The sequence below is a fragment of the Leisingera sp. ABM4_103 genome (assembly GCF_056158685.1).
The window spans coordinates 3,184,322-3,209,230 of the sequence record NZ_JBSWTU010000005.1 but is presented as its reverse complement, the minus strand read 5'-3'; the positions used below and the strand labels follow the sequence as shown (position 1 = coordinate 3,209,230).

Here is a 24,909-nt window from a genome sequence, read left to right as displayed (position 1 = left end):
CTTAAAATTGCGTTGACCAACCTGGTTTCAACTAAAGTTTTGCCAGAACCAAGGAGCTGTTCCCAATGGCTACGTTTACCGTGAATGATTCCAGCAACAGCTGGGATGTGGGCGATCTTCAAACCTTCCGGGTCCTTAACCCGACCGCGGGAACCGTCAACAGCAACCTCCTGGAAATCAACGGCACCACATACAGCGGCGCCAGTTTCTTCGGCAGGTTCACGGGCAGTTTCAGTTCATTTGGCTCATCCGTTTATGGAACGATCACCAGCATCACATTCCAGATCGACGGATCAACCGTCTTCACGGCCAGCGGTCTGGACGTGTCCTTCACCAAATACTCCAATACCTATAACCCCTCCGCCTTCGAGGAGGATGCCACCAAAGGCAACGACCTCTTCACCATCGAGTCGACCCTCGGCAGCAGTTGGGAGCTGGGTGATGGCAATGACACCATCAATGCGGGAAGCGGCTGGGACTACATCTATGGCGGCAGCGGAACCGACCGGCTTATCGTCGATGGCGCATTCTCCGGAGCCAGCTTCTCCTCCAGCTTCAACCGCACAATCCTAGACGGACCGGACGGCCGCGACACTCTGAGCTCCATCCAGTTTGTTCAGTTCACGGACCGCACTGTCAGCCTGAAGGCCGGGACCTCATATTCCAACTCTCTCAGCGGCGACACCAGGACGGCGACATCCCACGATGTCCTGCTCGGCGGTGGCGGCAACGACAGCCTCAACGGCCTCTCCGGCCACGACCTGCTTCTGGGGGAAGACGGCAACGACAAGATCACCGGCCACAGCGGCAATGACACTCTGCGCGGCGGCTTTGGCAACGACACGCTGAACGGCGGCTTCGACGCCGACCGCCTGCTCGGCGGCAGCGGCAACGACAGCATGGCTGGCGGCGAGGCGCGGGACACCCTGCACGGAGAGACCGGCGACGACACGCTGAACGGCGACGCCGGCAACGACGTTCTCGGCGGCCAAAGCGGAGCCGACCTGCTGGATGGCGGCCGGGGCAGCGACCGGCTGCACGGCGGCGGCGGCAAAGATGTGATCAAGGGCGGCAGCGGCAAGGATCTGGTCGAGGGCGGCAAAGGCGGCGACCGCCTCTCCGGCGGCGGCGGCAATGACACCCTGTCCGGCGGCACCGGTCGCGACGTTCTGCTGGGCAAAAAGGGCGACGATCATCTTACCGGCGGCAGTCACGCCGACACCTTCGTATTCCACAAAGGACACGGTAACGACACGATCACCGATTTCACCGCAGGCGAGGACCTCATCGGGATCGGCCGCGGTGCATCCCGCCTGAGCCAGCTGGAGTTTGCGCAGCAAGGCGACGATGTGCTCGTCTCCTTTGCCGATGTCACCATCCTGGTGGAGGACATCAGCGTGGCGCAGCTGCAGGATGCTGACAACTTCCTGTTCTAAGGTGACTTTTTCCAAAATTGCAAAGGCGCGCCCTGCCCGGCGCGCCTTTCGCTATTTCAGCATCCACGTGCCGTCCGGCCAGAAGGCATGGAAGGCAAAGGCAAACATCACGTCATGCGCCACGTCGCGCCCCTGCCTGTCCCGCACCCGGACGGAGCCGATGTCACGCCCTTTGGCAATTGTGCCCGCATCCAGCGCCGAGGCCTGCCCGGCCCGCCAGCTCAGCACCACACCGAACTCGCGGATCTCGCCTTCGCGCGCCAGCCGCGTCAGCGGCCACGCGCGGCTGCCGACGCGCACCACCCGCTCCATCGGTGCCAGCCCGTGCGGCGGCGGCGTGCCGTCATACAGGAACGGCCAGTCCGACCTGTCGTAATTCACATAAGGGTTCTGACCATAGCGCCGGTTCCAGCCCGGCTGCGCCATCACCAGCCCGTCCGGGTTGCGGGCGGTGAATTCCTGCCAGCTTTCCACCCAGCTTGGCAGGCTGGCCAGCCGCTGGCCGCTCATCCTGCCGACGATGGCGGTGCCGACCGCCTGCTGCCACCAGCTTTGGGTCTCGCGGTCATACATCACCAGGTCGGAATACCGCAGCTTGCCGGTGACCCCGAAACTCAGCACCCCGGCAGGCGTGCGCCGGTCAAAGGTCATCGCGGAGTTGCACAGCGGGCAATAAGTCACCGCCACCGGCACCCCCGCCACCACGTCGTTCACGATCTCATGCCAGGTCAGGTAGCGCAGCGGATAGGCCCGCGGCCGGGCGCCTGCCAGTTCCAGCGTGATCACCGGTTCGCGCGGCTTGATCCGGCGGTCCTTGGCGGCCTCCACGAACTGCGGCACATCCAGCGCCGGGATACCGTCCCTGGGCACCCCGCCAGAGCGGATCTGCTCCCAGTCCTTCACCAGCGATTGGCTGAAGTCGGTTCTCGGCCACTCCCGTTTCCACTCAGCAGGCCCGGCCAGGGCCATCCACGGAAACACCAACGCTGCGCTCAGCAACAAGCGTTTCAGCATCGCACATCTCCCTTACCACCAGTCATAAGGGGGCTGATGCGACCGGGACAGGGGCAGACACGCGCTTGTGACGGCAGTTCAACAAACGGTGCCCCCGCGCCAAAGCAAAGGCCCGCTTCCCTCGCGGGAAACGGGCCTCGCCAAAGCTGTGCAGGCTCGCGGCCTTATTCGGTCACGCTCACCTTGGACATGGTGTCGGGCTGGCCGATCACCGCGCCATTGGGGCCATCGCCGCGCTTGATCGCGTCGACCACATCCATGCCTTCGGTCACCTTGCCGACAACCGTGTACTGGCCGTCCAGGAACGGGCCCGGCGCGAACATGATGAAGAACTGCGAGTTGGCACTGTCCGGGTTCTGGGAGCGGGCCATGCCCACAACGCCGCGGTCATAGGTGATGTCCGAGAACTCGGCCGCCAGGTCGGGGCGGGCGGAACCGCCTTGCCCGGCCCGGCGCATGTCGCCGCCGGCCTTGCCGAACTCCACGTCGCCGGTCTGCGCCATGAAGCCCTCGATCACGCGGTGGAACACCACGCCGTCATAGGCGCCTTCGGCGGCCAGCGCGGTGATCTGCTCCACGTGCTTGGGCGCCACATCCTCGAACAGGTCGATCTGGATGGTGCCGTTGGCTTCGCCTTCGACCTGGATTTCCAGACCGGTGGCAAAGGCAGGCCCTGCCGCCAGCAGGGCCACCAGCGAAAGCGCCTTACGCATCCGCAGCCACCTTGACAGAGATCATCCGGTCCGGGTTCGCAGGCGGCTCGCCACGGGTGATAGCGTCCACGTGCTCCATGCCTTCGATGACGCGGCCATAGACGGTGTACTGGCCGTTCAGGAAGTGGTTGTCCTTGAAGTTGATGAAGAACTGCGAGTTTGCTAAGTCCGGGTTAGCGGAACGCGCCGCGCCCAGGGTGCCGCGGTCATGCGGCAGCTTGGAAAATTCGGCCGGCAGGTTCGGCAGGGAGGAGCCGCCAGTGCCCGCCATGCGGATGTTGAAGCCGTCTTCCATGTCGCCGTTGGCCACGTCGCCGGTCTGCGCCATGAAGCCGTCGATCACGCGGTGGAAGCAGACGTTGTCATATTCGCCGGCACGGGCCAGTTCCTTCATCCGCTCGGAATGCTTCGGCGCCACGTCGGGCAGCAGTTCGATAACAACATTGCCGTCTTTCAGCTCGATGATGACGGTGTTTTCGGGATCTTTAATCTCGGCCATCTGGCCCTCCTGTCGTCGAAATTTGCAACGATAGTTAAGGGTAGCGCTCGCAAATGCCAAGGGAGCATTGACTGATACGCAAAAACCCCCGAAACAGCCCGCGGATTTGACTGCACTTTCACCATAAGGGGTCTCGCAGATGGGCTGGAAAACACTCGACGATATGGATCTGAACGGCAAGCGCGTGCTGGTGCGCGTGGATATCAACGTGCCGATCGTCGACGGCGTGGTGACCGACTCCACCCGCATCCGCCGCATCGCCCCCACCGTGCGCGATATTCTGGCGGCCGGCGGCAAGCCGATCCTGCTGGCCCACTTCGGCCGCCCCGGCGGCGAGCGCCGCGAGAACCTGTCGCTGAACCAGCTGGTGCCGACGCTGGAGCGCGCCTTTGAAACACGCGTGCTGTTTGCCGCCGACTGCGTTGGCGCAGGTGCGGAAGCCGCCGCAGACGCGCTGCAGCCGGGCGAAGTGCTCCTGCTGGAAAACACCCGCTTCCACGCGGCCGAAACCAAGAACGACCCGGACCTGGCCGCCGGCATGGCGCGCCTGGGCGAGGTCTACTGCAACGATGCCTTCTCCGCCGCCCACCGCGCGCACTCCTCGACCGAGGCGCTGGCCCGCCTGCTGCCCGCCTGCGCCGGCCGTCTGATGCAGGCAGAACTGGAAGCGCTGGAAAGCGCCCTGGGCCAGCCCCAGCGCCCGGTGACCGCGGTTGTCGGCGGCGCCAAGGTCTCCACCAAGCTGGAGCTGCTGGGCAACCTGATCGAGAAGGTCGATCACCTGGTGATCGGCGGCGGCATGGCCAACACTTTCCTGGTCGCCAAGGGCCTGCCAGTGGGCGTCTCGCTGGCCGAGCGCATCATGAAGGATACCGCAGCCGAGATCCTGGCCAAGGCCGAGGCCGCAGGCTGCGAGATCATCCTGCCCTCCGACATCGTGGTCGCCAAAAAGTTCGAGGCCCACGCCGAGCACCAGATCCTGGCCGCCGACCAGTGCCCCGAGGACGGGATGATCCTGGACGCAGGCCCGGACAGCGTCGCCCGCATCATCGAGGTCTTTGCAAACAGCAAGACGCTGATCTGGAACGGCCCCCTCGGCGCCTTTGAGCTGGAGCCGTTTGACGCCGCCACCAACGCCGCAGCTCTCAAAGCCGCAGCGATGACCCGTTCCGGCCAGCTGATCTCGGTGGCCGGCGGCGGCGACACTGTCGCGGCCCTGAATGCTTCCGGCGCGGCCGGCGACTTCAGCTACATCTCCACCGCCGGCGGCGCTTTCCTGGAGTGGATGGAAGGCAAAACCCTGCCCGGCGTCGCGGCGCTGGAAAGCGCCTGAAACGGCAAAGCCGTATCATAGAAACCAGCTCCGGACCGCCGCAGAGTACCTGCGGCGGTTTTCATTTGAGCGGATCATTTTCGGAAATTTTCTGCCCGTGCATTAACCGCACCCGCATTTTCGCCCCATTCCACTGTCAGTCAGGCGCCAGCACCGGAGAATTAGTTTATGAAACGTTTTAGATTTTTGTTGGCCATTCTTTTGCTCTTTTGCGCAGCCGCGCTTGCTCATGTCACGCCTCTTGGAAGATCAGTAGCACTGGAAGAACCCGCCCGCATGACAGCGATCGCCAACCGCTATTGCGCGCCGCAATGGCATGCCCTCCCGGATGCCGACAAAGCCCAATGGCGGCTCCCGTCAGGTGAAAACAAGTTGGGCTCCGCCAGCAATTTGCTCCCGGTTGAAAACGACGCACCGGACACCGAAAGCTTTGAGGCGTGGAACAAGCACGCTGCCTCCACTCTAGCGCTGAGAGAGTTCATCCTTTCATTTTTCACCCTGTATGAATCGTTGTCCGTAGACGGCACCGGCAAAACCGGGCAACTCTCCGGCGCCTTCGCGTCGTGGCGGGCAAAATACCGACTCTGGTCCTGCCTCAGCCTCAACACCGACGAGCGTCGAATTCTGGCGGCAAAGTTCCAATCAATAGACGAGGCAATTGACGCATGGGAAATCTATCAGCTCGAAGAGAAGTACGAATGCATGGGCCTTGAACGCATCACCGAGGCCGCTCTCGACCTCAACCCGGCCGAACGCAGCTTTCCAGAACACTTCCGGGAAGTCGTGCAGAAACATCTGCGGGTTTGCTAGTAACCGCAGTTTCCCAGGCCCGCTCTATCACGCATTTTTTCGAAATTTCCCCGCGGCGGGCCGATTTGGGATTCACAAGCAGATTCGCTTGTGGCATTCTGACGTCAGACGCCGGCAAACGGCGCTAATACAACTAGAGCAGTAACATACAGGCACTCCCAACGTGACCCGAAGCACCCGGCCGTCTTTTGGCGCCATCGCCTTCTTTGCCATCGCGTTCGCGCTCAGCGCGTACTTCACCTTCGCGGCGGTGCAAGGCGACTTCGGGCTGTTCCGGAGGGTCGAGATCCAGGCTGAGGCAGAAGACCTGCGGCTGGATCTCGGCCGCCTCCAGTCCCAGATCGGCGACATGGAAAACCTGACCCGCCGCCTCTCCGACGACTACCTCGACCTCGACCTGCTGGATGAACAGGCCCGCTCGGTCTTGGGCCTGGTCCGTGCCGACGAGATCGTGATCCGCTAACCGCGGTTCTCCTCCCGCCTCCGCATTTGGCCGCGCGCTGAAACCCGCTGCGGTTTTCCTCCAAGGGAACAGCCTGCCGCCAGCCAAACCGGAAACAGGCTTTCCCTTCTTCACGCAAACAGACATGATGCAGCCGCCCGCCGTGTGCACCTCCGGGCAGCGTGGCATTTTTGCGCGCCCTCGGCGGTTTTTTACGCGGCGGAAACCCCGCGGCAGAATAACACTATTCAGCCGCGTCAAAACCGGTTATGAATTTGTTTAATGCTAAACTATCTAGCCTGCAGGGGGAGCCGACCACCATGGCCGCTAGAAAAACCACAAAGAAACCAAACGTTTCTGCCGAAGAACTTACCCACTACTACCGCGAGATGCTGCTGATCCGCCGATTCGAAGAGAAATCGGGCCAGCTCTACGGCATGGGGCTGATCGGGGGCTTCTGCCACCTGTACATCGGCCAGGAAGCCGTTGTCGTGGGCCTGGAGGCCGCCGCCGAGGAAGGCGACAAGCGCATCACCTCCTACCGCGACCACGGCCATATGCTGGCCTGCGGCATGGACCCCGATGGCGTCATGGCCGAGCTCACGGGCCGCGAAGGCGGCTACTCCAAGGGCAAGGGCGGCTCGATGCACATGTTCTCGAAAGAGAAGCATTTCTACGGCGGCCACGGCATCGTCGGCGCCCAGGTGCCGCTCGGCGCGGGCCTCGCATTCGCCGACAAGTACAAGGGCAACGGCCGCGTCACCTTCACCTATTTCGGTGACGGCGCCGCCAACCAGGGCCAGGTCTATGAGACCTTCAACATGGCCGCCCTGTGGAAGCTGCCGGTGGTCTTCGTGATCGAAAACAACCAGTACGCCATGGGCACCTCGCAGCAGCGCTCCACCTCCAGCGCGGAGATCTGGGAACGCGGCAAGGCGTTCGGCATTCCGGGCGAAGCGGTGGACGGCATGAACGTCCTCTCCGTCAAGGAAGCGGGCGAGCGCGCCGTGGCCCACTGCCGCAGCGGCGACGGCCCCTACATCCTCGAGGTCAAGACCTACCGCTACCGCGGCCACTCGATGTCGGACCCGGCCAAGTACCGCACCCGCGAAGAGGTCCAGAAGATGCGCGAGGAGCGCGACCCGATCGAGCAGGTCCGCGACATGCTGCTGACCGGCAAGCACGCCACCGAAGAGGATCTCAAGGCGATCGACAAGGAAATCAAGGAAATCGTTTCCAAGTCCGCCGACTTCGCCAAGGAAAGCCCCGAGCCCGCCCTGGAAGAGCTCTGGACCGACATCTATGCGGATGAAGTGCCGCAGGAAAACGCCTGAGAGGGAAGACATAGACATGGCAACTGAAATTCTGATGCCCGCCCTGTCGCCGACCATGGAGGAAGGCACCCTGGCCAAATGGCTGGTCAAGGAAGGCGATACCGTGAACTCCGGCGATATTCTGGCCGAAATCGAAACCGACAAGGCAACGATGGAATTCGAAGCCGTCGACGAAGGCACCGTCGGCAAGATCCTGATCGGTGAAGGCACCGAAGGCGTCAAGGTGAACACCCCCATCGCGGTGCTGGTCGAAGACGGCGAAAGCGCCGATGACTACCAGGCCTCCAGCGCCAAGGAAGAGGCCCCGGCCGAGGAAGCGCCCAGCGACGAACCCGCCGCCGCCGCGCCGCAGAAAGAACCCGCCATGCCGGCCAAGTTTCTGGAGCCCGACTACCCGGAAGGCACCGAAATGGTGCAGACCACCGTGCGCGAAGCCCTGCGCGACGCCATGGCCGAGGAAATGCGCCGCGACGAGGACGTGTTCCTGATGGGCGAGGAAGTCGCCGAGTACCAGGGCGCCTACAAGGTGTCCCAGGGCCTGCTGGATGAATTCGGCTCCAAGCGGGTGATCGACACCCCGATCACCGAACACGGCTTTGCCGGCATCGCCACCGGCGCGGCCTTTGGCGGCCTTCGCCCGATTGTCGAGTTCATGACCTTCAACTTCGCCATGCAGGCGATTGACCAGATCATCAACTCGGCGGCCAAGACGCTCTACATGTCCGGCGGCCAGATGGGCGCGCCGATGGTGTTCCGCGGCCCCAACGGCGCCGCCGCCCGCGTTGGCGCCCAGCACAGCCAGGACTATGCCGCCTGGTACATGCAGATCCCGGGGCTGAAGGTGGTGATGCCCTACTCCGCCGCCGACGCCAAAGGCCTGATGAAAACCGCCATCCGCGATCCCAACCCGGTGATCTTCCTGGAGAACGAAATCCTCTACGGCCGCGCCTTCGATGTGCCGAAACTGGATGATTTCACCATCCCCTTCGGCAAGGCCCGGATCTGGCGCGAAGGCTCGGACGCCACCATCGTCTCCTTCGGCATCGGCATGCAGTACGCGCTCGAAGCCGCCGACAAGCTGGCCCAGGACGGAATCTCGGCCGAGGTCATCGACCTGCGGACGCTCCGGCCCATGGACCTGCCCACGGTGATTGAGTTGGTCAAGAAGACCAACCGCCTGGTCACCGTCGAGGAAGGCTGGCCGCAGGGCTCCGTCGGCAGCTACATCGCGTCGGAAGTGCAGCGTGAGGCGTTCGACTATCTCGATGCGCCCGTCATCACCTGCACCGGCAAGGACGTGCCCATGCCCTATGCCGCCAACCTGGAACGCCACGCGCTGATCACCACGGATGAGGTGGTCGAGGCCGTGAAACAAGTGTCCTACCGCTAGAGGCACCGATGGAGATCAGGGGCCGCGATCCCGAAACCGAATGCTACCGCGTCACGCTGACCGTCGACGGGCGCACAGTCACCGCACTGGTTCCCGAACGGCTGGCAGCAGACACACGGCTGATCGGTTCGCGGCCCTCCCATCAGGAGGCCTACGTCTGGATGGCCGAATACAAAGACAAGATCGAAGCCGCGATCACCCAACTGGCCCGCGGCACCAGGCGCCCCAAGGCGCCCTATGACCAAATTGTTCTGATTGAGGAGCGCTGACATGCCCACCGAAATCCTGATGCCCGCGCTTTCTCCCACCATGGAGGAAGGCACCCTTGCCAAATGGCTGGTCAAGGAGGGCGACACCGTCTCCTCCGGCGACCTGATCGCCGAGATCGAAACCGACAAGGCCACCATGGAATTTGAAGCCGTGGACGAAGGCACCGTCGGCAAGATCCTGATCGCCGAAGGCTCCGAGGGCGTGAAGGTCAACACCCCGATCGCGGTGCTGCTGGAAGACGGCGAAAGCGCCGACGACATCGACACCTCCAGCAGCTCCAGCGCGGACGCAGCTCCGGCCAAGGAAGCCAAGGAAGAGGCCCCTGCCGAAGCCAAGGCCGAAGCCCCGAAAGAAGAGGCCAAAGCCGCCCCCGCCGCCCCGCAAGGAGCCGACGGCAGCCGCATCTTCGCCTCGCCGCTGGCGCGCCGCATCGCCGCCGACAAGGGCCTGGACCTGAGCCAAATCAAAGGCTCCGGCCCCAAGGGCCGCATCGTCAAGGCCGACGTGATCGACGCCAAGCCGCAGGCCGCCAAGGACGAGGCTCCGAAAGCCGCCGCCGCCAGCGCACCGGCTGCTGCCGCCGCGCCCGCGGCCGGCCCCTCTGCCGATCAGGTCGCCCGCATGTACGAGGGCCGCGATTTTGAAGAGGTCAAGCTGGACGGCATGCGCAAGACCATCGCCGCCCGCCTCACCGAGGCCAAGCAGCAGGTGCCGCATTTCTACCTGCGCCGCGACATCCAGCTGGACGCGCTGCTCAAGTTCCGCGGCGAGCTGAACAAGCAGCTTGAAACCCGCGGCGTCAAGCTCTCGGTCAACGACTTCATCATCAAGGCCTGCGCCCTGGCACTGCAGTCGGTGCCGGACGCCAACGCGGTCTGGGCCGGTGACCGGGTCTTGAAGATGAAAGCCTCCGACGTGGCCGTTGCCGTCGCCATCGAAGGCGGGTTGTTCACTCCGGTCCTGCAGGACAGCGACACCAAATCCCTGTCGGCCCTGTCGGCGGAGATGAAGGACCTCGCCGCCCGCGCCCGCGACCGCAAGCTGGCACCGCATGAATACCAGGGCGGCAGCTTCGCGATCTCCAACCTCGGGATGTTCGGCATCGACAACTTCGACGCGGTGATCAACCCGCCGCACGGCGCGATCCTGGCCGTCGGCGCCGGCGTGAAAAAGCCGGTGGTCGGCAAGGACGGCGAGCTGGCGGTGGCCACCGTGATGTCCGTCACCCTCTCGGTCGACCACCGGGTGATCGACGGCGCGCTGGGGGCAGAGCTGCTCAATGCGATCAAGGAAAACCTGGAAAACCCGATGGTGATGCTGGCCTAAAAGGCCGCCACCGCGAACATCAAAAGCCCCGGCAAACACCGGGGCTTTTTCTTTGCCTGCCCGCGGGCGGCGACAGAAAAAGGGAGCGCAGCCGCCCCCTTCATCTTTCCAAAAATACTCACCTTCACCACAGCCGCCGCCTGCGAAACGCCAGCGGCGGCGCGCCGGTCAGTACTGATACCCGGGGGTCGAGGCCGACAGCGCCGCCTCACCCTCATCCATCTCCGCCGCAATACCGTCAAACAGCGGCGTCGACAGATAGCGTTCGCCGGTATCCGGCAGCATCGCCAGCAGCACCGAGCCCTCCGGCGCGGTTTCCGCCACCTTGATGGCCGCCGCCAGGCTGCCACCGCCAGAAACGCCCGTCAGGATGCCTTCTTCCGCCGCCAGCCGCTTGGACCAGGCAATGCTCTCGTCTCCGCTCACCGGCTCCAGCGCATCGAAATACCCCTCGTCCAGCGCCTCCTGCAGCACCAGCGGAATGAAATCCGGGGTCCAGCCCTGAATAGGGTGCGGGTTGAAGGCCGGATGCGTCGCCGCAGGCTCGCCCTCATCATTGCGCTCCTGCGCTTCACCGGATTGCACCAGCGCCGCATTGGACGGCTCGCTGAGGGTGATCTTCAGATCCGGCCGCGCGCCCTTCAGCACCCGGCCCAGGCCGCTCACCGTGCCGCCGGTGCCATAGCCCAGCACCACATGATCCAGACGCTCGCCATTGAAATCACCCAGGATTTCCCGTGCGGTCGTGCTCTCGTGGATATCGGCGTTATCCTTGGTCTCAAACTGATGCGCCAGGAACCAGCCGTTTGCCTCTGCCAGCTCCTTGGCCTTCACCACCATGCCGACCGCCTTGTCCTCCTTGCGGGTCAGCACCACCTTGGCGCCCAGCATCCGCATCAGCTTGCGCCGCTCGACCGAGAACCCGTCATGCATGGTGATCACCAGCGGATAGCCCTTGGCGGCGCAAACCATCGCCAGGCCAATCCCTGTATTGCCGCTGGTCGCCTCCACCACGGTCTGCCCGGGTTTCAAGCGCCCCTCGCGTTCGGCGGCCTCGATGATGTTCAGCGCCAGCCGGTCCTTGACCGAGCCTGCCGGATTGAAGGCCTCGAACTTCACATACATGGTGACATGATCCGGCGCGATGCGGTTCAGCCGGATCGCAGGCGTGTTGCCCACGGTCTCCAGGATCGAGCCATAAAGCCGCCCGCGGCCTTCGGTTGTGTAAATCATCTTCTGTCCCCGTCTCCCAAGTGCAGTTAACTATCGCGTTCCAGGGGAAATATGCGCCCGCTGCTGCGCCGCCGCAAGCAGCGAGGCCCGCAGCCGCCCGGATTAAGACCAGCCTTCGCCAAAAAAGCGCCAAAGCAGAACCAAAGGCTCAGGTTCCCTCTCCAGATGGATCACAAACCGCCCTCAACGCTTTCATAAGAAACGGCTTTCCCGGGAATTCCGGACAAAAAGAAAGGGGCGGTAACCGCCCCTTCATCTTTCTCCAAATACTCAAGGTCCGGCCCCTGCGCCGCCCGGCTCACTCCGCTGCGGAAGATCCCGCCGGCACCACCTGGTCCATATTGACCGACGGCTGGTCGCAGCCCGCCTCGCCGACGATTTTCGCAGGCACGCCCGCCACCGTCGTGCAGGGCGGAACCTCCGACAGCACCACCGACCCGGCAGCAATCCGGCTGCAGTGGCCGACCTTGATGTTGCCCAGAACCTTGGCGCCCGCCCCGATCAGCACGCCATCGCCGATCTTGGGATGCCGGTCCTGCTCCTCCTTGCCGGTGCCGCCCAGGGTCACCGAATGCAGCATCGAGACATTGTCGCCCACCACCGCGGTTTCACCGATCACGATGGAATGCGCGTGGTCGATCATGATCCCCTTGCCGATGCGGGCGCCGGGGTGGATGTCGATCCCGAAGATCTCAGACGTGCGCATCTGGAAGAAATAGGCCAGATCCTTCTGCCCCTGCTTCCACAGGTAGTGGCTGACCCGGTAGGCCTGCACCGCCTGGAACCCCTTGAAATAGAGGATCGGCTGCAGCAGCCGGTGGCTGGCCGGGTCGCGCTCGTTGATCGCCATCAGATCGGCCCGCGCCGCCTCAATCAGTTCGGGGCAGCTGTCATAGGCCTCGTCGACGATCTCGCGCAGGACCATCATCGACATCTCGTTGGAGCAGAGCTTGGCAGCGATCCGGTAGGACAGCGCCTTCTCCAGCGTCTTGTGATGCAGGATGCAGGCGTGAATCAGGCCGCCCATCAGCGGCTGGGTGGCGACAGCCTCCTCCGCTTCGCGGGTGATCCGGTCCCATACGGGGTCCACCGGGGTGAGGGCTTGCTGGGTTTTGGCCATGGATCTCTCCCTTTCTCCGCTCAGACTACCCATCTAAGGGGGTTTTCCGCAAACGCAAACCCTTGATGGGGTATATTCCGGGAATGAATGAATCGGATCAACAGAAGTTGAAGCACCGGATTGCCGCCCGGCTGGAGGAGCTGGCGGCTGAAGATGCCCTGGGCGAGGCCTCCCAGGGAGTGGTGGAACTGGACCAGCAAATGGTCGGCCGCCTGTCGCGCATGGACGCCTTGCAGATGCAGGCCATGGCCAAGGCGCAAGCTGCCCGCCGCCAGCTGGAAACCCAGCGCCTGCAAACGGCTCTTGCCCGGATGGAAGAGGGCGAATACGGGTATTGCGAGGACTGCGGCGAGGACATCGCCCTGAGGCGCCTTGAACTGAACCCGGCAGCGCTCAAGTGCATCTCCTGCGCGTCGGGGTAGCCCTGCAAATCGGGGTAGCCCGGCAAAGAGGCATTTCGTTCCGGGCTACCCCGGAACGACCCGCGCCGCGCGCCTGCGGCGCGCGGCGCGGGGAAACAGTCCCAAATCTCTGGGAACAATCAGCGGCCCTGGAACCTGGAGCCTCCAAGAAGATTTACTTTGCTGAAAAGCGCTTGAGGGCGCATTCTGCTTCCTCAAGACGCCCGCCCAAGCATGTGAGCCAGCCTGACAGCCTCAAGGACAAGCCGCGCCGGGGCGCGGGGACCTGCGGCCCTCCTTGACCCCGCCAGGCTGCCAGGGCGCGCAACCGCGCCGCCGCCAGGCGGCGCCCGGCCCAACGGCTGGCCGGGCAGGTTTCCTGCCAGGATCAGCGGGCGGGAGCCTTCCCGGCGGCGTCAAGCACGGCTTCCAGCTCTTCCAGCACCAGCCAGGTGCAGCGCAGGTATTCCGGATCATCCAGGAACGGTTCATCCGCCAGCGAATACCGCCGGGCAGCAGCACTCAACGAGCCATCGCCCCAGCGCGGATGCAGCCGGCCGAACAAACCCGCATAGGCCGCAGCCTCCGCCGCGCCGCCAAAGATCCTGCGGCACAGGCGCAGCCGTCCGCGGTCCGGCACCGCCAGCAGCGCCCGCGCCGCGGCAGAGACGTCGCCGGGCAGCACCGGCCGCCTCATACCAGCACAATCCGCGCCGCAGGCCCCGCGCCGAACCGGGCCGACCTTTGCGCCACTTCCAGCAGGTCTCCGGCCTCGACGCCATCCGCAGCCTGGGCCGCCGCCGGATAACTCCACGCAGGCGTGCCGGACGTCTCCTCCCGCAGCACCGTGCCGCCGCGCATCACCCTGATGCGGTAGGCCTCGGCCTCCTCGCCCAGCGGCACCTCGTCCAGGTCCCAGCTGTCGCCCTCGATCCGGGTCCGGCGGATCCAGGCCGCCGCCAGGTCATCGCCCAGCGCGCCGCTCAGCCGCAGATGCACTGGCGCATAGGGGCTCAGGCCATTGCCGTCGAAGCTCTCCTGCCGGTGCACATAGGAGGGGTCATCCAGCGCGCGGCGGGCAGGCCCGATCCGGTAGTGCCGCACCCGGCGGCGCTGTTCCGGCGCCAGCTCCATCTGTAGCGGGGTGCCGTCCAGCAGCACCACGTAAGAGCCCGCGGGCCAGACCTCCGGCATCAGCGCATCCGTCCCCTGTTGGCCGCGCAAACGGCCGCGCAGCAGATAGGTCTGCGGCGCGATCAGCTCCGCCTCGCGGAACTGGAACAACTCCCAGTTGCCGGATGTGCCATCGCCGATAGCCGCCGCATTGGCGCCGTTCAGTACTGCCTCAACGGTGCGGCTTTCCAAGGAACCGGAGATCAGCTTCACCTGCAGATCCGCGCCCAGATCCCAGCGTCCCGCGCCTGCAGCAAACAGCGGCGTTTCGGTGACGCCCACCACCTGGCGCGCGGCGATCACCTGCTCCAGCGCGTAATTCTCATCCGCCTCTGAGCCATAAACCGCCACGCTGCCGGGCCAGGCCTGCGCCGTCAGCGCCAGATACGGCGCATGCGGCACCTCATCACCGCGCATCAACGGCAGGTCCATGAACAACGGCAGCACCGGTCCGGGGGCAGCAAAGGCGTTGACCCCCGGCAGCTCCTCCGCCACCGCGGCCAGGTCATAGGTTCCGGGCTCGATCCGCACCGCCTCCACCATCTGCGCCTCAGCCTGTTCCACGCGGTCGATGCGATAGAGCTGATCGCCTCCCGCCAGCGGCAGCGACACCACATCGCCTGCCCCCAGATGCAGCATCGAGGGCGGCAGCTGGAACCGCAGCATATCGCGCGACATCCGAGCCTCCGCCAGCCAGCGGCTGACAATCTGGCGCGCCTCGGCAGCGGTGAGCGCCAGCGGGAGCTCATTCTGGCTGACGGAATGGGTGGCCTCATCGGGCAGCACCGCCTCCACCGATCCGGCAGCATGGTCGCCGCCCCATTCGGTGAACCGCAGCCGCACCCGGCCTGCCAGCTCCGCCTCGCTGGAGCGGGTGAGCTCAATGGTGCCCTCCAATTCCTCGCTCTCGGCCAGATGCTCCAGTGCCAGCGCCTCCGCCCCGGTGCCTTTGCGCATCCGGAACTGCAGCATCCCGTCGCGTTCCACCGCATCAAACCCATGCCGCAGCATCAAGGGCTGCAGAACCGCACGCGCATCGCTCACATCCGGGTTCACATAGCCATGCACCACGCCATACAGCTGCGAGACATCGAAATCCTCCAGCCCCGCGCGCCGGCACACCTCTGCCACCACCGAGGCCAGCGTGCGCTGCCCGGCCCGCCCGTTCAGCCAATGGCCGCGCAGGTAGTTCTCGCCGTCGTTCTAGATCTCCAGGCGGCTGGGGAAGGCCGGAAACGGCCGCGCGTCCCAGGCCCAGACATAGGCGTTGGACATATCCAGCATCGGCCCACCGTATTCGTCCGAGACCGGGTTGTTCCCCTCCTCCCCCCAATAGCCGAGGATCGCACGCAAGTAGTGGATCTGGATCAGATCGTCGCGAAGGCCATTGGAATATTTCGGCAGTTTCAATTCCGAGCTTTTAGGGTCCAGAAACTTGTTCGGCTGGTTGGTGCCCTTGTCGATGGCAGCGCAGCCCAGTTCGGTGAACCAGATGGGTTTGCTCTGCGGCACCCAGCCGGTCGGCGCCGCCTGACGCACCCCGCCGATCCGCTCGTGATGCTCATTGAGCCACCAAGAGCGAATATCCTTGTAACGCCAGATCCAAGGTTCATCATGGGCACCGTCGGTGATCGGGGTACGGATCTGCGCCGCCTCGGCCTCGGGCGAGTGGTAATACCAGTCAAACCCCTCGCCGCCCTCCACGTTGCTGCGCAGGTAAGCGAGGTCATAGATCGCGGGCACGCCGGATTGCGCGTCCAGGTGATCCTCCCCCTCCCGCCAGTCGCTGAGCGGCATGTAGTTGTCGATGCCGATAAAGTCGATATTCGCATCCGCCCACAACGGGTCGAGGTGAAAATACCGGTCACCCTCCGGCGATTGATAGCCCCAGTACTCGGACCAGTCAGCGGCATAGCCGATCCTGGCCTCTGCCCCCAGCAACAGGCGCACCTCAGCCGCCAGCGCGCGCAACGCCTGCACCGCCGGAAACCCAGCGGCGCCGCGGATCTGTGTCAGCGCCCGCATCTCCGAGCTGATGCAGAACGCCTCCACCCCGCCCGCCGCCGCACAGAGCGCGGCGTTGTGCAGGATAAACCGGCTGAGGCTCCATTCATCCTGCCCGCTGTAGGAGACAGTACCGTCGCCAACGGTGAAATCCGCCGCGGTGACGGTGCCAAAGAACGACGCCACCTCCGCGTCTGCGGCAGCCGTGCCATCGGGGGAGCCGGGCTGCCCCGGCGCGGCCGAAAGCGTTATCCTGCCACGCCACGGCAGATGCGGCTGGCTGGCGCCGCCGGTCCAGGGGTCGGGCAGTTCGTTGCCCTCGGCCTGGTCCATCAGAATGAAGGGGTAAAACATCACCCTCAAACCCCGGCTCTGCATCTCCCGGATCGACTGGATCACCGAGGCATCGGCCGGCGTGCCGCCGTAAAGCGGGGTTGCCTCCTGGGTCAGTACCTGCTCCGCTGATGCCCGGGTCAGCCCGCTGACGCTCCAGGGCATACTGCCCTCGGCGTCTTTGTGTTCCACCTTGGGTTTCAGACTGCACTCTCGGCAACGCAGGTCACCCCCGAACCAGGAGACGATCAGCGAGGCCGCGCCGCAGGACGGCAGCTCCGCCTCCAGCGCGTTCAGCGAGGTCTTGAGATCGCTCAGCCCAGAGGGCGTATGCTCATTGGCTGGTTTGGCATCGCCCGGCCCGCCGGAATACTGCACCGTCTCGGCAGCCAGCGCATACTCGCCAGTGCCGGGCATCAGCGCGACGCCCTGCAACAGCTGGCCCAGATCCTGCGCATATGTGCTGCTGTCCGGCTGTTCCGGCCGCAGCACATCAAAGGAGAACTGCGGCACCCGGTTGCCGAACCGGGACAGCTCCAGGTTCTCGATCACCACGTAAGCCGTGCCGCGGTAGGCAGGCACCTGGCCTGCGCCCTCGATCGCCTCCATCACCGGGTCAGGCAGCTGGTCCTGTGTGCCGCGGTAAACGGTCATGTTCAGATCCTTGGGCGCCACTTCCTCGCCATCGGCCCAGACGCGGGAGACATGGGCAATCTCCCCCTCGCACAGCGCAATCGCCAGCGACACGGAATAGCTGTAGCTGGTGACCTGCGGCTGGCTGGGACGGCCCTTGCCGCCACCGCCGGAGGTGGCGGAGGTTTCCAGGAACCGCGACGACCAGATCACCTGCCCGCCCAGCCGCATCCGGCCATAGACCTGCCCCACGGGGCTGCCCTCGCTGGACTGGGTCAGGCGGAAGCGGTCCACCTTGCCGGTCTCCACCGGGGCCGAGCCTGAGCCCAGCAGGCGGTCGTCGATCATGCCGCCCAGCGTGGCGCCCACCGCCCGGCCGATCACCGCGGATGAGAGGCCCGCGACAGTGCCGCCGATTGCGCCGCCAACCGCCGCGCCCGCGGCCGAGAGAAGAATAGTTGCCATCAGATCAGCTCCTTCGGGAAGTGAAACCGCGCCACGATGCGGCGCTGCCAGGGCGGGCTCAGCGGGCTTTCCACCACCCCGTGGCCCGCATAGGCGTGGATGAAGGCGGGGTTTGAAACACGTACGTCCCGCCCGGCGGAACGCCGGGCTGCGCCTGCCTGCCCCCCGGCAGGCGCATTCGCGCCCGCCCAGGCAGGCGCAGCCCTCAGTTCTAATACAGATGTCTGCACCCCCAGATGCTTGGCCACCGATCCCTCGCGCATCCGGAACAGGATCACGTCACCGGGTGCGTCATCGCTCAGCGGCTTTGCCGCCAGATGCCGCGCCGCCGCTTGCCACAGTGCCTCAGCCCCCTGCGGCTCCGACCAGTCCATCGTATAGGCGGGCGGCAGCTCCGGCTCAGCACCATACAGCTCCCGCCACAGGCCCCGGATCAGGCCAAGGCAATCGCAGCCTGCGCCCTTGCGCGAGGCCTGATGCACATAGGGCGTGCCGATCCAGCCGCGCGCGGCCTGCACCACCCGGCTCATCGCCGGCTGCCCCCGGTGTTCACGCCAGACTGGCGCGGCACCGCCATCACCCAGTCTTCGCCCGGAATGTCCGGGAAGCCCTGGAAGTTCAGCAGGTTGTTGAACTTCAGCCGGCAGGTCTCCATCCGCTTGTCGCAACCCGCCTCCAGCCGCAGCATGTCACCCGGCTGTACATCGGCCCGGACCGGCTCCCACAGCGTAATCCTGCGGCCGTCAGCCTTGCTCTGATCGGCCTTCACCGGCGCCCACAGGCCCTCAGCCGCGCCGCTCAGGACCGTCAGCCGCCCGCCGGTGAACCAGTCGGGCTCAAACCCCGGCAAGGCATCCCAGCGGAACTCCTCGTTTCGCTCCACCTCTGCGGCGGCCAGCTCCACGGCATAGCCTGGGGTTGACAGGTCAAACCCGCAAGCGGCATCGCCCAGAACTGCGGTGCAAGGCTTCTGGTAGATCCGCCCCAGCGGCCTGTTCAGCGCCTCGGTCAGCCCGCGCAGCTCCGCCTCAAAGGCCCCGGCGGCGCGGCGGATCTCGCCGATGGAGCCTCGGAACTGCAGCCAGCGCATCGAGACATCCTGCCAGTTGACCAGCCAGCAGCGCACCTCGGCGCCGTCGAACCGGCCTGCCTCGATGTCCTCCTCCCGCACGGCAGCATCGCTCAGCACCCCGAGCGCCTCGGTATTGTCGACCGAGAGGCCCGTGGCCTGCTGCACCGCCCGCGCGGTCAGGCCGCTGCCGGGCTGAAACGCCAGCCCGTCGAACCGCAGCACACAGTCATGGTCGGTGAAACCCAGCACCGCGCCGTCGCCCCGCGTCAGCGCCCAGCAGCGGCACAGGGTGGTGATGCCGCTTTGCAAATGGGCGCGGAATGCTTCGGACAGCCCGCTCATACCCGCACCTCCACCACCGGCACAGCCGGCGCCTCGCCCGCCTGAAAAGACGCGACGCTGGTCTGGATGCTTCCGGTGTCAAAGCGCACCGGCACGTCGAACTCGAACCCCGCATTGATGCTGAGGCCCGCTTCGGGCGGGTGCGCCAGGGTGATCAGGCCGGTGGCGGTGTCCAGTTCATAATCGACACTCTCGCGCAGCTCATCCTGTTCGATCCCGACCCGCACCGTGCCCGCCACCGGTTTGGCAATCGGGCGCTGATAGGCGAATTCGCCTGAACGGTAGATCTTGGCCAGCTGGAATGTCACCGTGCTGCCATCGCCGGTGGCGATCACCTGATCGCGGAAATCGGGGTCAGCGCTGGGCCGGGCGGATTTGTAATCGCTCCAGTCCTTCCAGCGGAAGCCGTAAAGCTGACCCTGACGGGCCTCGAAGAAAGCAATCAGCGTCTCGATATCCTCCAGCGCGCGCAGGCCGAGCCCGGCGTCATAGCGGCGGCGGGAGTGCGCCCAGGGCGTGTTGCGCTCCTCGAACCCGTTGGCGAGCGTCACCACATCGGTGCGCCGCTCAGGGCCGCCGACGGAGCCGAAGCTGAGCGAAGCAGGAAAGCGGACTTCGTGAAAATTCATTATGTTATCCTCCGTCCTTAACGGTTGCGCCCGCCGCGGGACAGCGCGCGGGACAGCTGCGCCGCAATCTGGCTGCGGCTGCGTTCAAAGCCTTTGACGTCCGGGGTGGAGACATTCATCACCACATTGACCGCGCCGCCGCCCTGGCTGCGCACCCCAAGCGCGCCATCCGCGCCGCGGGTCAGCGGCAGGATCGCCTCCGGCCCGGCCTCGCCCATAAGCCCGGTGGCGCCGCGCATCGGGAATGTTGTCGGGCTGGTCACGATCCCGCCCTTGGCGAACGGCATCACCTTGCCCTGGCTGAAGGCCGCGCCATCGGCAAAGGGCAGCATGCCGCCGATCAGCGAGGTGAGCCCGTCGGTCATCATCCCGCTGATGTGATTGGTCACCGGCTTCATCGCCGCATTGTAAGTGGTGCGGACCATGCTGCGCGCCAGCGTGTCCATCGCTTCCGACAGGCTGTCCCCGTCAAAGGTCAGCCCCTCAAAAGCGCGGCGTAAGCCTTTGGAAAGACTGCGATCAAGGATCTGCGCATCGCGGCCGGTTTCGGAAAACCCCTCTTTGACCCGCCCCAGCACGTCTGCAAAGGCAGCAGCCATTCCAGAGGCACCGTCCAGTGCTTCGCCCAAAGCCTCGCCTTGCAGTTCCAGTTCGGCCATCACGGATAAGTCAGTCATCTGTCGTCTCCTTGTTCTTCGGCGGCGCGAAGTCCGGGAAGTCCCGCATGAGCGCCGCCAACCGGTCGCGCTGCATCGGCTGCGGTGCGGCGGCCTCGCCCAGCATCAGCCGCAGCTCTGCCGGCGTCAGTTGCCAGAAATCACGCGGCAGCAGTTTCAGCCCCGCCATCCCGGCGCGCATCAGGGCGGGCCAGTCGAGCCCGGTCATGGACTGTCCGGGGCAGCAAAGCTGCGCACCAGGAGTTCCGCTGCTACCTTGGCGGCCTGCATCGGGCCGCCGGTGATGGTGGCAGACGCCAGGTCCTCGCGGCTCAGATCATGACCGCCGCCCTGCAGCCCGGCCGCCAGCAGCGCCAGCACGTCGCGGGCGGAAAACCGGCCCTGTTCGAACCGCTGCACCAGCTCGACCAGCGTTCCTTCTTCCAGTGCGGCCTCCAGTCCCGCCAGCGCGCCGAGCGTCAGCTTCAGCGCGTAAGGGCTTCCATTCACGAGCAATTCCGCCTCGCCTGCGTGCGGGTTCACCATTTTCAGACCGCCGCAAAGCTGAGCTCGCCGGCGCTGGCGAGCGACAGCTCATAGGTGGCCTCGCCATTGTGGCTGCCCGCGTATTCCAGTGCTGTCACCTGGAACGGCCCCTGCACGATGCCGAAGTCGGGGATGATCACCTGAAACGCCGGCGTCAGCCCGTCAAAGAACAGCTGCCGGGCGCGTTCGTCCGTCGCCTCGTCCCTAAAGATGCCGGAGCCGGATATGTTCGCGGAGCGCACGCCGGCCCCCGCCAGCAATTCACGCCAGCCGCCCTGGCTTTCAAGGCTGGTCACATCGACGCTTTCGGCGTTGAAGCTGATGCGGGTGGCACGCAGGCCGGCGATAGTTTCAAACAGGCCTGCGCCGTTCATGTCCACTTTGACCAAGAGGTCCTTGCCGTTTTGAACTGTCATGGGAGTTCTCCATGTATTTCAACTGGTTTCACGAAAGTTCCGAGGTTCAAACGTCATCCACCCGCGCCCGGAAACGCAGGGTGATCTGCCTGCCGCCGGTCGTCAGCCGCTCAGCTTTGGCCCGGTCGAACCACAGGCCGGTGAGCTGGCCGCGCGGCAGCGGCACCGCGGCGCCGACCAAGGCGTCGCAGACCGCGGCGGCGGCGGATTTGGCGGTGGCGAAACCGGCGGTGTCGGTGGTGACGGTGACAAAAAACCGGTGCTCAGCCCCGCCCGCGGTCTTGTCGGAGCGGTCCAGCACCTCTTCGCTGCCAAGCGCCACATAGGTCTGCGGCAAGGGGCCTGCGGGGATGGCGTCATAGATCGCGCTGCCGACCAGCGCAGTTAGTCCTGCGTCCCCGGTCAGATGGGTGTAAACGGCGGATTGCAGCCCGCCTGCGATGGCATAGGTCATCCGCTCACCTCCTCTACCGCGAAACAGGTGAGGTAGCGGGCGTCCGGGCCGCTTTCTGCAACCGCATCAATGCGGTAGAGGCGATTGCTGTCACGGAAGCGCTGGTCGGGCCGTGGGCGAGATGCAAAACCTTCAGGTGAAGCGCGCAGGGTGATGCGGTATTTTTGCAAAGACAGATTGCCGCTGGCCAAGCGGCCTGAGAGAGACTTCACCTCGGCCCAAAGGGTGCCAAGCGCCACCCAGGTCTCGGTAAAGCCGCCGGCGCCGTCAGGGGCGCGCTGGGGATCTTCCAGCACCAGCTTGCGGATGAGTTTCGGGGGCTGTTTCATGCCAGGCCTCCCAAAGTCAGCCGCAGGCTGCGGTAGCGTTCGATCAGGCTGGTGACGCCAAAGGGCATGCAGCCGCCGTGCAGGCCGGTATCGGCCCGGTATTCGTAGTAATGCGCGGCCAGCAGCATCACCGCCTGGGCCAGATCCGCGGGCAAGCTGCCCCAATCCGCGGCCATGCCGGCCTGCAAGGTGATCCGTGCCAGGCCGCCGGTGGGAATCGCGGGCAGCAGGCTGCCGGTGGGACAAAGGCGCGGGCGCTGGCTGTCGCGTTCCAGCCGGTAAAGCGCTGCGTTCAGAACCGTCTCCGCGCCGCTCGCATCGCGGATCGCAACCTCGCTCACCGACTGCACAGGGGCGAGCGGCAGAACCATTTGCGCACGATCTCGCCAGTGGCGGAATTCCAGTTCAAAATCACGGGTAATCAGTGCCTTGCCGGTCCTTCCTTCTATCGCGGCCAGGGCGGCGCGCAGGAAGCCAAACAGCACCTCGTCCTGCAGGCTGTCCTCGCCAAAGCCGGTGCCCAGGCGCAGATGCGCCTTGAAGGGGGCCAGCGGCAGGGCGGCCTCGGGCACGGGGGTCACTTCGCTCAGCATCATCATCTCACTCCTGCGGGCCTCCCCCTTGCCGGCCCTGATCTGCTGTCCGTTTCCAAGGTTCGGCCGGCACGCACCGGTCCCTGCCGCTCGGACGGAGGGGGAGCAGCTAGACGGCAGGGAAATATGGGGTGCGTGCCAGCCGGCGGACCGGGCTGCCGGTCCGCCATCAGCGCGGAGCGTTAGCTCGCGCCGAATTTCATCAGCTTGATGGCGGCAAAGTCGCTGACGTCGCCGCCGACGCGCTTGGTCGCGTAGAACAGCACATGCGGTTTGGCGCTGAAGGGGTCGCGCAAGACGCGCAGGTCCGGGCGTTCGGCGATGGTGTAGCCGGCGCGGAAGTCGCCAAAGGCAATCGGGTAGCTGTTGGAGGTCGGGTCCGGCATGTCCTCTGCAATCAGCACCGGGTAGCCCATAAGGCGCGCGGGCTCACCCGCGGCGAGGCCGTCAGACCACAGGAAGCGGCCGTCGGCGTCCTTCAATTTCCTGAGCATTCCCGCGGTTTTGGAGTTCATGATGAAAGTCGCATTGGCGCGGTATTCCGCCCCCAGCGCATAGACCAGGTCGATGATCGCGTCGCCATTGCCGACCTCACCATCCACGCCGGTTGCCTTGTAGCCGATGTTGCCCCAGGTCCAGCTGTCGTTGTCCGTGACCGGGTAGTTGAGAAAGCCCGTGGGCTTGTCGATGCCGTCGCCGTTGATGAAGGCGTCTGCCTCCGAGCGGGAAAACTTGTCGGCGATGCGGCCGGCCAGCCAGCCCTCGATATCAAAGGCGCTGTCGTCCAGCAGGCGTTGCGAGGCCTTGGGCAATGCGCTCAGTTCATGCAGCGGGATCGAGATGCGGTCGATGCTGCCAGTGGAGGTTTCCGCCGACGGGCCGGTTTCATTGGCCCAGCCGGCGCCCATTTCGCTGTGGTCGATCAGCACGTCATAGGACGTTGCCTCCACATGCACCACAGAGGCCACGGCGCGGATCGAGGCGGAGGCGTTCAGCACCGCCTTGACGGTGTCGGAGGTCTGCGGGTCGACCAGATAGCCGCCGTCGCTGCCCACGGCGATGGACATGGATTTCCCTTCCAGCTCAAGCCCGCGCAGGCCATCGTCGTCGCCGCTGCGCAGGTAGGCGTTGAACGCCTTCTGGTGCGGCGCGCCCGCGTCCTGACTGGCTGCCAGATGGGGGCGGTTCTGAGAGATTGTCTTACGGTCCAGCATGTTCACTCGCTCTTCTGCCTGTTTCAGCCTTGATTGCACGTCGTCCTGAAACCCCTTGAATTCATGAAGAAAGCCCGTGATGGCCTGTTTCACTTCATGCGCCAGGGGCGCTGCGTCCCCGGATTGGGCCGGGAGGTCTTGGTTGCTCATGATGGGTGTCCTGTTTTGAGGTCGCGGGTGATCTGACGCAGGCCGGCGGCCAATGCGCGGAGGGACTTTGCCTCGGCGTCCAAGGCGGAAGATTTCCCCGCCACCCGCGCCGCGGGCAGCATCGGGAAAGTGACCAGCGACACCTCCCACAGCTCCACCTGGGTCAGGCGGCGGGTGCCGTCCTGGGCGCGGGTGGCTTTCTGGGTGCGGTAGCCGATGGAGAGGCCGTCAATCGCGCCCGCTTCGATCAGCGCGGCCGCCTCGGCGCCCTTGGGCGTGGCGGTGAGGATGCGGCCTTTGACGTACAGACCGCGCTTGTCCTCGCGCACCTCATCCCAGACGCCGATGGGCTGGGCCGGGTCGTGCTGCCACAGCATCTTGACCGTGCGGCCCTGATCCCGGAGCGCCTTGAGCGAGGCCGCATAAGCGCCGCGCATAACCACATCGCCGCCCTGGTCGGTCTGGCCGAACAGGCTGGCGTAGCCCTTGATTTCTGTTGCGTCCTTCAGCGAGAGATCCTCGCCGAAGCGTGCGAATTTATGTTCAAGCTGGGGCGTTCCCTGCATGATATCTGCCTCG

General features: G+C 65.2%; 27 protein-coding genes and 1 pseudogene. 9 read left to right on the top strand and 19 right to left on the bottom strand.

What is annotated here, in order from left to right; translation table 11 throughout:
- The first annotated feature begins 65 nt into the window (after window positions 1-65).
- On the top strand, window positions 66-1,436 hold the full coding sequence (locus ACXAED_RS17580) for a calcium-binding protein (protein ID WP_475051849.1): 1,371 nt from the start codon (window positions 66-68) through the stop codon (window positions 1,434-1,436).
- A gap of 51 nt (window positions 1,437-1,487) precedes the next feature.
- On the opposite strand, the gene ACXAED_RS17575 is transcribed toward ACXAED_RS17580, so the two are convergent.
- From ACXAED_RS17575 to ACXAED_RS17565, 3 genes are all read right to left on the bottom strand, one after another.
- On the bottom strand, window positions 1,488-2,450 hold the full coding sequence (locus ACXAED_RS17575; protein ID WP_475051847.1) for a DUF3179 domain-containing protein: 963 nt from the start codon (window positions 2,448-2,450) through the stop codon (window positions 1,488-1,490).
- 164 nt (window positions 2,451-2,614) lie between these two features.
- Window positions 2,615-3,163: a peptidylprolyl isomerase gene (locus tag ACXAED_RS17570; RefSeq protein ID WP_475051845.1), complete on the bottom strand. Its 549-nt coding sequence runs from the start codon at window positions 3,161-3,163 to the stop codon at window positions 2,615-2,617.
- The gene (locus ACXAED_RS17565) at window positions 3,156-3,662 is read right to left on the bottom strand and encodes a peptidylprolyl isomerase (protein WP_475051843.1); all 507 of its coding nucleotides are present in this window, start codon (window positions 3,660-3,662) and stop codon (window positions 3,156-3,158) included. The genes ACXAED_RS17570 and ACXAED_RS17565 overlap by 8 nt, the downstream gene beginning before the upstream one ends.
- A gap of 139 nt (window positions 3,663-3,801) precedes the next feature.
- Between ACXAED_RS17565 and ACXAED_RS17560 the strand changes: the two genes are divergently transcribed.
- The 7 genes from ACXAED_RS17560 to ACXAED_RS17530 all read left to right on the top strand — a co-directional run bounded on the left by ACXAED_RS17560 (window position 3,802) and on the right by ACXAED_RS17530 (window position 10,567).
- On the top strand, window positions 3,802-4,995 hold the full coding sequence (locus tag ACXAED_RS17560; protein WP_475051841.1) for a phosphoglycerate kinase: 1,194 nt from the start codon (window positions 3,802-3,804) through the stop codon (window positions 4,993-4,995).
- Between the two features lie 168 nt (window positions 4,996-5,163).
- On the top strand, window positions 5,164-5,805 hold the full coding sequence (locus ACXAED_RS17555; RefSeq protein WP_475051840.1) for a hypothetical protein: 642 nt from the start codon (window positions 5,164-5,166) through the stop codon (window positions 5,803-5,805).
- A 163-nt stretch (window positions 5,806-5,968) separates the two neighbouring features.
- Window positions 5,969-6,268 (top strand): FtsB family cell division protein, encoded by a 300-nt coding sequence (locus ACXAED_RS17550; RefSeq protein ID WP_475051837.1) that lies wholly within the window; start codon window positions 5,969-5,971, stop codon window positions 6,266-6,268.
- 299 nt (window positions 6,269-6,567) lie between these two features.
- Entirely contained in the window at window positions 6,568-7,581 is a 1,014-nt protein-coding gene (gene pdhA, locus ACXAED_RS17545) for a pyruvate dehydrogenase (acetyl-transferring) E1 component subunit alpha (protein ID WP_475051836.1), read from the top strand.
- Between the two features lie 16 nt (window positions 7,582-7,597).
- A complete protein-coding gene (locus ACXAED_RS17540) occupies window positions 7,598-8,971 on the top strand; it encodes a pyruvate dehydrogenase complex E1 component subunit beta (RefSeq protein ID WP_475051833.1) in 1,374 nt (457 codons plus the stop codon).
- A gap of 8 nt (window positions 8,972-8,979) precedes the next feature.
- Window positions 8,980-9,240: a hypothetical protein gene (locus ACXAED_RS17535; protein ID WP_475051831.1), complete on the top strand. Its 261-nt coding sequence runs from the start codon at window positions 8,980-8,982 to the stop codon at window positions 9,238-9,240.
- Window position 9,241: 1 nt separating this feature from the next.
- Window positions 9,242-10,567, top strand: a complete 1,326-nt coding sequence (locus tag ACXAED_RS17530) for a pyruvate dehydrogenase complex dihydrolipoamide acetyltransferase (RefSeq protein WP_475051830.1) — start codon at window positions 9,242-9,244, stop codon at window positions 10,565-10,567.
- A 168-nt stretch (window positions 10,568-10,735) separates the two neighbouring features.
- On the opposite strand, the gene ACXAED_RS17525 is transcribed toward ACXAED_RS17530, so the two are convergent.
- Both ACXAED_RS17525 and cysE read right to left on the bottom strand, forming a co-directional pair.
- A complete protein-coding gene (locus ACXAED_RS17525; protein ID WP_475051828.1) occupies window positions 10,736-11,800 on the bottom strand; it encodes a PLP-dependent cysteine synthase family protein in 1,065 nt (354 codons plus the stop codon).
- A gap of 298 nt (window positions 11,801-12,098) precedes the next feature.
- Window positions 12,099-12,920, bottom strand: coding sequence for a serine O-acetyltransferase (gene cysE, locus ACXAED_RS17520; RefSeq protein ID WP_475051826.1), 822 nt, complete (start codon window positions 12,918-12,920; stop codon window positions 12,099-12,101).
- Between the two features lie 83 nt (window positions 12,921-13,003).
- Between cysE and ACXAED_RS17515 the strand changes: the two genes are divergently transcribed.
- The gene (locus tag ACXAED_RS17515; RefSeq protein WP_475051825.1) at window positions 13,004-13,342 is read left to right on the top strand and encodes a TraR/DksA family transcriptional regulator; all 339 of its coding nucleotides are present in this window, start codon (window positions 13,004-13,006) and stop codon (window positions 13,340-13,342) included.
- A 367-nt stretch (window positions 13,343-13,709) separates the two neighbouring features.
- Here the strand turns inward: ACXAED_RS17515 and ACXAED_RS17510 are convergent, their stop codons facing one another.
- From ACXAED_RS17510 to ACXAED_RS17445, 14 genes and pseudogenes are all read right to left on the bottom strand, one after another.
- Entirely contained in the window at window positions 13,710-14,018 is a 309-nt protein-coding gene (locus ACXAED_RS17510; RefSeq protein ID WP_475051823.1) for a DUF7742 family protein, read from the bottom strand.
- Window positions 14,015-17,929 (bottom strand): annotated as a pseudogene (locus ACXAED_RS17505) (baseplate multidomain protein megatron). Before ACXAED_RS17505 ends, ACXAED_RS17510 begins: the two are co-directional and overlap by 4 nt.
- Entirely contained in the window at window positions 17,929-18,459 is a 531-nt protein-coding gene (locus tag ACXAED_RS17500) for an NlpC/P60 family protein (RefSeq protein WP_475051821.1), read from the bottom strand. Before ACXAED_RS17500 ends, ACXAED_RS17505 begins: the two are co-directional and overlap by 1 nt.
- Entirely contained in the window at window positions 18,456-19,343 is an 888-nt protein-coding gene (locus tag ACXAED_RS17495; RefSeq protein ID WP_475051819.1) for a DUF2163 domain-containing protein, read from the bottom strand. The genes ACXAED_RS17500 and ACXAED_RS17495 overlap by 4 nt, the downstream gene beginning before the upstream one ends.
- Window positions 19,340-19,972, bottom strand: coding sequence for a phage distal tail protein, Rcc01695 family (locus ACXAED_RS17490; RefSeq protein WP_475051818.1), 633 nt, complete (start codon window positions 19,970-19,972; stop codon window positions 19,340-19,342). The genes ACXAED_RS17495 and ACXAED_RS17490 overlap by 4 nt, the downstream gene beginning before the upstream one ends.
- Window positions 19,973-19,989: 17 nt before the next feature.
- Window positions 19,990-20,649 (bottom strand): phage tail tape measure protein, encoded by a 660-nt coding sequence (locus tag ACXAED_RS17485; protein ID WP_475051815.1) that lies wholly within the window; start codon window positions 20,647-20,649, stop codon window positions 19,990-19,992.
- On the bottom strand, window positions 20,642-20,857 hold the full coding sequence (locus ACXAED_RS17480) for a rcc01693 family protein (protein ID WP_475051814.1): 216 nt from the start codon (window positions 20,855-20,857) through the stop codon (window positions 20,642-20,644). Before ACXAED_RS17480 ends, ACXAED_RS17485 begins: the two co-directional genes overlap by 8 nt.
- Window positions 20,854-21,174 (bottom strand): gene transfer agent family protein, encoded by a 321-nt coding sequence (locus ACXAED_RS17475; protein WP_475051812.1) that lies wholly within the window; start codon window positions 21,172-21,174, stop codon window positions 20,854-20,856. Before ACXAED_RS17475 ends, ACXAED_RS17480 begins: the two co-directional genes overlap by 4 nt.
- Before the next feature lie 2 nt (window positions 21,175-21,176).
- Window positions 21,177-21,590 carry a phage major tail protein, TP901-1 family gene (locus ACXAED_RS17470; RefSeq protein WP_475051809.1) on the bottom strand — a complete coding sequence of 138 codons (414 nt, stop codon included), beginning with the start codon at window positions 21,588-21,590 and terminating at the stop codon, window positions 21,177-21,179.
- A gap of 46 nt (window positions 21,591-21,636) precedes the next feature.
- Entirely contained in the window at window positions 21,637-22,044 is a 408-nt protein-coding gene (locus ACXAED_RS17465) for a DUF3168 domain-containing protein (protein ID WP_475051808.1), read from the bottom strand.
- Window positions 22,041-22,373 (bottom strand): head-tail adaptor protein, encoded by a 333-nt coding sequence (locus ACXAED_RS17460; protein ID WP_475051806.1) that lies wholly within the window; start codon window positions 22,371-22,373, stop codon window positions 22,041-22,043. The genes ACXAED_RS17465 and ACXAED_RS17460 overlap by 4 nt, the downstream gene beginning before the upstream one ends.
- On the bottom strand, window positions 22,370-22,969 hold the full coding sequence (locus ACXAED_RS17455) for a head-tail connector protein (RefSeq protein ID WP_475051803.1): 600 nt from the start codon (window positions 22,967-22,969) through the stop codon (window positions 22,370-22,372). The genes ACXAED_RS17460 and ACXAED_RS17455 overlap by 4 nt, the downstream gene beginning before the upstream one ends.
- A 179-nt stretch (window positions 22,970-23,148) precedes the next feature.
- The gene (locus tag ACXAED_RS17450) at window positions 23,149-24,330 is read right to left on the bottom strand and encodes a phage major capsid protein (RefSeq protein ID WP_475051800.1); all 1,182 of its coding nucleotides are present in this window, start codon (window positions 24,328-24,330) and stop codon (window positions 23,149-23,151) included.
- Window positions 24,327-24,896 carry an HK97 family phage prohead protease gene (locus ACXAED_RS17445; RefSeq protein WP_475051798.1) on the bottom strand — a complete coding sequence of 190 codons (570 nt, stop codon included), beginning with the start codon at window positions 24,894-24,896 and terminating at the stop codon, window positions 24,327-24,329. Before ACXAED_RS17445 ends, ACXAED_RS17450 begins: the two co-directional genes overlap by 4 nt.
- Between the last annotated feature and the right edge of the window lie 13 nt (window positions 24,897-24,909).

What these genes read in the sequence shown, in the direction of transcription:
- ACXAED_RS17560 (WP_475051841.1), top strand. Translation starts at nt 3,802, where the DNA reads ATGGGCTGGAAAACACTCGACGATATGGATCTGAACGGCAAGCGCGTG.
- ACXAED_RS17445 (WP_475051798.1), bottom strand. Translation starts at nt 24,896, where the DNA reads ATGCAGGGAACGCCCCAGCTTGAACATAAATTCGCACGCTTCGGCGAG.
- ACXAED_RS17475 (WP_475051812.1), bottom strand. Translation starts at nt 21,174, where the DNA reads ATGGTGAACCCGCACGCAGGCGAGGCGGAATTGCTCGTGAATGGAAGC.
- ACXAED_RS17450 (WP_475051800.1), bottom strand. Translation starts at nt 24,330, where the DNA reads ATGAGCAACCAAGACCTCCCGGCCCAATCCGGGGACGCAGCGCCCCTG.
- ACXAED_RS17575 (WP_475051847.1), bottom strand. Translation starts at nt 2,450, where the DNA reads ATGCTGAAACGCTTGTTGCTGAGCGCAGCGTTGGTGTTTCCGTGGATG.
- ACXAED_RS17465 (WP_475051808.1), bottom strand. Translation starts at nt 22,044, where the DNA reads ATGACCTATGCCATCGCAGGCGGGCTGCAATCCGCCGTTTACACCCAT.
- ACXAED_RS17565 (WP_475051843.1), bottom strand. Translation starts at nt 3,662, where the DNA reads ATGGCCGAGATTAAAGATCCCGAAAACACCGTCATCATCGAGCTGAAA.
- ACXAED_RS17455 (WP_475051803.1), bottom strand. Translation starts at nt 22,969, where the DNA reads ATGATGCTGAGCGAAGTGACCCCCGTGCCCGAGGCCGCCCTGCCGCTG.
- ACXAED_RS17515 (WP_475051825.1), top strand. Translation starts at nt 13,004, where the DNA reads ATGAATGAATCGGATCAACAGAAGTTGAAGCACCGGATTGCCGCCCGG.
- ACXAED_RS17525 (WP_475051828.1), bottom strand. Translation starts at nt 11,800, where the DNA reads ATGATTTACACAACCGAAGGCCGCGGGCGGCTTTATGGCTCGATCCTG.
- cysE (WP_475051826.1), bottom strand. Translation starts at nt 12,920, where the DNA reads ATGGCCAAAACCCAGCAAGCCCTCACCCCGGTGGACCCCGTATGGGAC.
- ACXAED_RS17570 (WP_475051845.1), bottom strand. Translation starts at nt 3,163, where the DNA reads ATGCGTAAGGCGCTTTCGCTGGTGGCCCTGCTGGCGGCAGGGCCTGCC.
- ACXAED_RS17500 (WP_475051821.1), bottom strand. Translation starts at nt 18,459, where the DNA reads ATGAGCCGGGTGGTGCAGGCCGCGCGCGGCTGGATCGGCACGCCCTAT.
- ACXAED_RS17490 (WP_475051818.1), bottom strand. Translation starts at nt 19,972, where the DNA reads ATGAATTTTCACGAAGTCCGCTTTCCTGCTTCGCTCAGCTTCGGCTCC.
- ACXAED_RS17510 (WP_475051823.1), bottom strand. Translation starts at nt 14,018, where the DNA reads ATGAGGCGGCCGGTGCTGCCCGGCGACGTCTCTGCCGCGGCGCGGGCG.
- ACXAED_RS17485 (WP_475051815.1), bottom strand. Translation starts at nt 20,649, where the DNA reads ATGACTGACTTATCCGTGATGGCCGAACTGGAACTGCAAGGCGAGGCT.
- ACXAED_RS17495 (WP_475051819.1), bottom strand. Translation starts at nt 19,343, where the DNA reads ATGAGCGGGCTGTCCGAAGCATTCCGCGCCCATTTGCAAAGCGGCATC.
- ACXAED_RS17555 (WP_475051840.1), top strand. Translation starts at nt 5,164, where the DNA reads ATGAAACGTTTTAGATTTTTGTTGGCCATTCTTTTGCTCTTTTGCGCA.
- ACXAED_RS17580 (WP_475051849.1), top strand. Translation starts at nt 66, where the DNA reads ATGGCTACGTTTACCGTGAATGATTCCAGCAACAGCTGGGATGTGGGC.
- ACXAED_RS17540 (WP_475051833.1), top strand. Translation starts at nt 7,598, where the DNA reads ATGGCAACTGAAATTCTGATGCCCGCCCTGTCGCCGACCATGGAGGAA.
- ACXAED_RS17530 (WP_475051830.1), top strand. Translation starts at nt 9,242, where the DNA reads ATGCCCACCGAAATCCTGATGCCCGCGCTTTCTCCCACCATGGAGGAA.
- ACXAED_RS17535 (WP_475051831.1), top strand. Translation starts at nt 8,980, where the DNA reads ATGGAGATCAGGGGCCGCGATCCCGAAACCGAATGCTACCGCGTCACG.
- ACXAED_RS17470 (WP_475051809.1), bottom strand. Translation starts at nt 21,590, where the DNA reads ATGACAGTTCAAAACGGCAAGGACCTCTTGGTCAAAGTGGACATGAAC.
- ACXAED_RS17460 (WP_475051806.1), bottom strand. Translation starts at nt 22,373, where the DNA reads ATGAAACAGCCCCCGAAACTCATCCGCAAGCTGGTGCTGGAAGATCCC.
- ACXAED_RS17480 (WP_475051814.1), bottom strand. Translation starts at nt 20,857, where the DNA reads ATGACCGGGCTCGACTGGCCCGCCCTGATGCGCGCCGGGATGGCGGGG.
- pdhA (WP_475051836.1), top strand. Translation starts at nt 6,568, where the DNA reads ATGGCCGCTAGAAAAACCACAAAGAAACCAAACGTTTCTGCCGAAGAA.